This window comes from Cellvibrio sp. (assembly GCF_053579595.1).
On the sequence record NZ_JBRFPI010000583.1, the window covers coordinates 1 to 1,513 of the forward strand.

Genomic DNA, 1,513 nt, shown 5'->3' on the forward strand with positions numbered 1-1,513 from the left:
GCATTCTAAACAGATGTGAGAACCACGCGACCATATCGATAACAACAGATTGCTCGCGGTCTGCCGTCAACCAAAGATTATGTAATGCAGGACTATAAGCCAGCATTGCATGAAAAAAAACGCCGCCGATCATAGCTAGCGCGCGCAAATTATCCAGATAATGCAAACGTTCCACTTCATAGGGGCGCACCATTTTATTGGCGTGCGAGTGCTCTGTGGAATTCATAATGACCACCTCATGCAGGTTGATGGGGAATTGCCTGACTTGAATTCAGGCTAAAATTCTAGAACTAATAGAAAACTTTCTTACGCGAGCGGAAATACAATGTGCCAACCAACAGCAACACAATGGCGAGGATTTCACACAACAATACCAAGGTTGCGGTAGTGGTCCAGATAACCTCACCATTTAAATTATGGCCACCAATGTTCGGGGATCGGGCAAGTAGGTATAACATAGGATTTAGCAAGCAGTTGAGACCAATCATTACCATTAAAAAACTCGCCTCTGTTTCAGTCGCCATAGTCACACTCCAGCAAATGCAATGATTCACTGCGATGAGCACACAAATGAGCAAGGTAAAAGCGACCAATCCGTCTGGCAAGGGCGTTAATAAAATCACTGCGATAGTGACCAACGTTAAAAGTAACCAAGGAACAAAAAAGAGCACCATATTTGATAAAAATTTCGCCATGGCATAATCGGCTGGCGACACTGGCAAGCTCATTACAAATGCCAAGGTTTGCTCTTTGCGCTCATTAATCATAGTGACAGACAACTGATGGTTACCCATGGCCACCAGCATGGTAATAAACAGAATGGCGCCCATAAAAAATTGCCATTCGCCCAAACTAATAATGCTCAACGAAAAAATTCCGCCGCCTACATAGACCGCCAATAATTTTCGATTTAAATACCAATCCTTATACACCAGTTGTTTGATAACCGGCATATTGAGTACCGCACGATTCGCTATCGAATTCATTGTTTAGCCACCTCCCTTACACTCGCGATAAAAATTTGCTCCAGGGTCATGCGCTCAACTTGGGATATCTGTAACCCTTGTGCATGAATTCTGGCCAGCATTGCATCTTCAAAGCCCCTGATTTTAATTTCATGCAGTGAGCCATTACTTTTAAACTCCGCCACACCAGGCAAATCCAACGGCTGGTTGAGCGTGCCCGAACACAACACCCTGCGCCAACCTTCGATATAAGTTTCCTTATCCTGACAGGCTAGGGTTTTGCCCTTATGTAAAAACGTAATCGAATCGGAAAGTTGTTCTACATCCTGAGTGCTGTGCGAGGAAAATAAAACGCTACGATTTTCATCGCGCAGGATTTCCGCCAATTCAGCCAGAACCTCATAGCGCGAAACAGGGTCAAGCCCGGTGGTGGGTTCATCCAAAATCACCAAGCGCGGGCGCCTTGCCAATAACAAAATCAAACTGGCTTTAACCCGCTGGCCGTGCGAATAACCTTTGGTTTTTTGCTCGGCATTCATATCGAACCG

General features: G+C 45.1%; 2 protein-coding genes and 1 pseudogene. All 3 read right to left on the bottom strand.

Going from position 1 to position 1,513, the window contains the following annotated elements; all coding sequences use genetic code 11:
- Positions 1-226: pseudogene (locus tag ACWA6V_RS21355) on the bottom strand (hypothetical protein); the annotation flags it as partial.
- 64 nt (positions 227-290) lie between these two features.
- Positions 291-986: an ABC-2 transporter permease gene (locus tag ACWA6V_RS21360; RefSeq protein WP_449524367.1), complete on the bottom strand. Its 696-nt coding sequence runs from the start codon at positions 984-986 to the stop codon at positions 291-293.
- On the bottom strand, positions 983-1,513 hold a 531-nt coding region (locus tag ACWA6V_RS21365; RefSeq protein ID WP_449524368.1), incomplete at its 5' end, for an AAA family ATPase. The genes ACWA6V_RS21360 and ACWA6V_RS21365, both read right to left, overlap by 4 nt.